This window comes from Vibrio sp. 10N.239.312.C11 (assembly GCF_041466065.1).
GTDB classification, from domain to species: Bacteria; Pseudomonadota; Gammaproteobacteria; order Enterobacterales; family Vibrionaceae; genus Vibrio; species Vibrio tasmaniensis_A.
In genome coordinates this window covers 1-4,102 of sequence record NZ_JBFSRZ010000109.1, presented here as the reverse complement: position 1 = coordinate 4,102, position 4,102 = coordinate 1, and the positions used below count along the sequence as shown (strand labels likewise).

General features: G+C 39.5%; 5 protein-coding genes. 3 read left to right on the top strand and 2 right to left on the bottom strand.

All coding sequences use genetic code 11. The features are described from left to right. Positions 1 to 99 precede the first annotated feature (99 nt). Together AB6D07_RS22655 and AB6D07_RS22650 are read left to right on the top strand one after the other, a co-directional pair. Entirely contained in the window at positions 100 to 1,176 is a 1,077-nt protein-coding gene (locus AB6D07_RS22655; protein WP_017103266.1) for a type II toxin-antitoxin system RnlA family toxin, read from the top strand. Continuing rightward, positions 1,176 to 1,541 carry a type II toxin-antitoxin system RnlB family antitoxin gene (locus AB6D07_RS22650; RefSeq protein ID WP_017103265.1) on the top strand — a complete coding sequence of 122 codons (366 nt, stop codon included), beginning with the start codon at positions 1,176 to 1,178 and terminating at the stop codon, positions 1,539 to 1,541. Before AB6D07_RS22655 ends, AB6D07_RS22650 begins: the two co-directional genes overlap by 1 nt. A gap of 41 nt (positions 1,542 to 1,582) precedes the next feature. Here AB6D07_RS22650 and AB6D07_RS22645 read toward each other — a convergent pair whose 3' ends face one another. Continuing rightward, a complete protein-coding gene (locus AB6D07_RS22645; protein ID WP_017103264.1) occupies positions 1,583 to 2,767 on the bottom strand; it encodes a site-specific integrase in 1,185 nt (394 codons plus the stop codon). Positions 2,768 to 2,776: 9 nt separating this feature from the next. After that, positions 2,777 to 3,139, bottom strand: coding sequence for a hypothetical protein (locus tag AB6D07_RS22640; RefSeq protein WP_017103263.1), 363 nt, complete (start codon positions 3,137 to 3,139; stop codon positions 2,777 to 2,779). Between the two features lie 110 nt (positions 3,140 to 3,249). Between AB6D07_RS22640 and AB6D07_RS22635 the strand changes: the two genes are divergently transcribed. After that, positions 3,250 to 4,044, top strand: coding sequence for a hypothetical protein (locus AB6D07_RS22635; protein ID WP_017103262.1), 795 nt, complete (start codon positions 3,250 to 3,252; stop codon positions 4,042 to 4,044). The last annotated feature ends 58 nt before the right edge of the window (positions 4,045 to 4,102 follow it).

The window sequence follows — 4,102 nt, the reverse complement described above, 5'->3', positions numbered from 1 at the left end:
TGGTTGTTCTGGGGATACTTTCAGCAAGGTAAGTTTATGTCACATACCTCCTTAATTGCATATGTTAAATTTGCTTTTATTTGAAATGGAAATAAGTCAGTGGAACGTAGTTATAAAAATTTAAACTTAGAACGAGCATTAATCGAAGAACTAACAAAGAAAATGATGGAAGAGCGAAGTTACACATTAGAGTCCTTCGATGATGTTCCTGGAACACAAACGGGAAAACGGGTCGTATTTGGTCACGCAGGTAAAGATTTTGCGACAGTGAACATCTTCTTCATTAAAGATGGAACATCGACAATCCAATATCTTACTGGTGCGAACAGAGAGTTAGGCAAAGAGCTAGCAGATTATTTGTATGAATCAATAAATCCTGCAGAGTTTGAAAAAGTTAATCTAGTGCTTAAAGGGTTCATAGAGAGCATGCTTTCACCTGTCCTAGAAGTTATAAACGAAGAAGCACACATAGAGATCAATGAATATTCCCGAGATAAACTGAGAGTTGTATGGAAGATACTATCTAAAGAATATCAAGATGAAATAACAGTCACATTACATAAAACAACTCGGACCCTCCAGGTTCAAGGACGTCCACTATCTTGTTATAGAGCATTCATTTTCAATATTTCTGAGCTACTTGATTTAGAAGGTCTAGAAAAGGTACTCATTCGTCAAGATGATGGAAAAGCGGAAATAGTACAACAAGAAGTAGCCCGAGCACATTTGTCAGCTGTTTTAGGTGATGAATATGAGAAAGTACATAAGAATGTTGAAAAATTGCTCATATCTGGACTTTGTGTTAAGCTCGCCGCCCCTGATTTACCGGACTATTGCATGTTACTTTATCCCGAACTTAGATCTATCGAAGGCGTACTGAAGGATAAAATGAAAGACATTGGGATGATTGTTGGTAAAGATGGCTTTGGACCATTTTTCTTGCACTCTAAGGAGAAAGGTACTTGGGAGCTGAACTCTGAATCTGCAGCTACAACTCCTAATGCAGAAACTAGAAGTGCAATAGAAAACGCCTATACTTTCTTTAATAAAGAGCGTCATGGGCTGTTCCATATGGAAGTAATTGTAGATGCTAGCAGAGTGATTAGTGATATGTCTCACTTAATGACAAAATCAAATCAGGCATGGCAACATATTAAGGTTTTATACAGCATATAATGTTTAATATAAGAGCGTTAGACAACAAAAATGGAGTGGTAGCTATCGTTACAGCGATTGGCTATGAGAACCCATTGTCTTCGCTAAATGAAATTGAACTAGAGCTTAAATCTTTTATTGAATCAGCTATTAACGGGCAGGTATTGTTTGATCTAGCATGTTCTAATGGTTTTGAATGGAACCGTTTCATGTCCTTAGATATTCATAATGGCCAGTTCCAACTTAGTAGTGTGAAGGTAATAGAAACCGAAGAAATAGCAAAAGATTTGATTGAGCAACAATCCCAAATGTTGATTGGTAATCCCGAATTCATTCAAAATTCAATAATCACATCAGAAGAAATTTCAAGTTTTCAGGCCTTTTAATTAGTAGTGTGGTGTTGTTACCACACTACTTCATTTGTTAGTTATAACCCCCTACCAACTAACTCTGACACATTAGCACTTACCTCTCTTAGCCTAGAACTCGCCAAATGAGCATAACGAGTCGAAGTTTGGGGACTTTGATGCCCCAACAAGTGCTGAACATCATAGAGCGTAGCATTACCACTGTTTATAAGGATCGAGGCGAATGAATGCCTGAGGTCGTGTATGCGGAAATCATCGTAGATGCCTGCTGCTTTCTTGATTCGAGCGAATGCTTTCTTTGGATGTGCGATAGGTCTACCGGGTGCATCTCCGGCAAAGATATAGGGGTTCTTACGTATCTGAAATCGTCGCTGGTCATGTATTACCTCCTTAGCTAAATTATTGAGCAGAACCGTCCTTGATAACCCCGATTTTGTATGCGGTAGGAACAGGCTCCAATTGCCGTCGTCGTCGACGGTAAGACAGTCCCACTTGGAATTAGTAATTTCACCTATGCGCATTCCGGTAAGTAGGGCGAATTTTAAGGCGTTGCCTTGGGTCCGATTAGGTTCCTCGTTACATGCCTTGATGAAGGATGAAACCTCTTTGCGGTTCAGGAATCTGTTTCTTAAATTATTCTCCTTAAGCTTCCTTATGTACTGCCCCGGATTGCTATCTACATAGCCCCATTCCATGGCTAACCGGAACATTCTAAGGGCTAAGGAACGTAATCTATTCACTGTTGATGGTTTCCTTGTTTCTAGAACTCCATCGAGTAGCTTTTGAATGTCTTGTTGGCTGATATCGGTGATGCTTTTCTTGCCCCATTTAGGATAGAAATGTAGCTTCAAGTTACCGACATCATTTTTAGCAGTGAGTTTGTTCATTCGGGCGTAGGGTAAGTAGTGTTCTTCCGCAAATTCCTGAAAACTAAGTACATTGGATTTTTCATCCCTCATAGCCTTAGGGTCATTGCCTAGTGCTATCTCTCGTTTGTGGTCATTGGCTATCTGTCTCGCAGTGTTGATATCTAGCGCGGGATACTCACCAATTTGTAACGATTTCTTTTTCCCGAAATAGGTGTATCTGAATAGGAAGCGCTTCCTCCCTTGTCTGTTGATTATAATTTTCAGACCGCTACATAGCTCATCCGTATACTCAGTTTCTTTACTTCGGCTTGTCGACGGCGTCGGCGGTAGTGAATCAAGTTGGCGCTTATTGAATTTAAATTTACGTGATTGCATTAGTCCCCCTTACTCATCAGAGATTGAGAAATGCTGGTGTAATTCAGTGCGGAGTGTCTTAGACATCAGTAGGTAGATACCCTTACCACTGTCCTCGACAATGCTTAGGGATATAGAAGCTCCGTAATCTAGTTCATCTTCGAACTCGGTATAGGTTAGAGCTCGTTTCAGAAGTTCGATATCGTCGACGACGACAGCGTTTAGCTCATTAATTGAGGTGAGGAACCAGAGTTCACATTGCAGTTCATCCCATGCCTGTTGGGTTTCTGTTTCGTCGTGGAATGGTTCGGTGAATATAGATTTGATCTGTTCTTGCAGGGTATTGGTGGTTGGTAGGGTTGATAGGGATTTTAAAGTTGTAACTTTGATCATATTAAACTCCATGATTATTGCTTTCATAGTGTTAATATGTTTTTGATTTCATAAATGATTCGGTAAGGGTAGATTCATCCTAATCGACACAAAAAAGTCTGGTTAACTTTATGTATGATGAGCAATATGAAGCAGAAAAAATATTAAATGATCAATATTTAGAAGAGTTGGATGATGAAGTCTGGCAGATGGAGTCATTATGGCTGTACTTGGATAAACGTGACGAGTTTTCAAAACAGTACAGTACTGATCTAGTTAAGGAGTATTACTTAGATCATCCTCATCTAGCTAACAATGTTAGAAATACAGTTAGAGCTATGATGCAAGTTCAAGACGTTGAACCTCTATCTTCTTTGATTATGGCCATGACTTCCCTTGAAGTTTTAACAAAAAACGTCCTTTTACGGCCATTCATGACCGGGATGCTACATAATGGTTTTCTGGCTGAACTGATAACAAAGCAAGTTCTCAGTCAGAATGGATTAGATCGTTTTAATAATCTTCTTTATTGGATCATTGATGAACACTTAGCAGACAGAGAAGGCAGCGATTCTTCGGATATCAAGTTTATTTCTGGTCGAAAGACAATTTGGCAAACGAGAAGTGAACTTCAAAAAATCAGAAATGAAGTAATACACAAGGCCAATTCTTGCTCTGCTCAAGACGCACAAAACGCATATGACCTGTTTAAACAATTTGACAGTTTGACGACTAGATTATTAGGTAGTTTGGGGTTGGGCTATTCAATGGATTTTGACAAGGACATAATTACAGTTACCGCGAAGAAGCAGTCCTCTTTTCAGCCCAGCTTTACTATTTTAGAGTCTCTGTCTCTCAAGAGTTCTAGTGCACAACAATATAATGAACCGCCAATGGATTTTGACGATGAAATACCAGGTTGGTAGGGCCGTTATTGCCCAAAAGGCTCTAAAGGATTAACCCCAACCTCTCCACCTACTCAAT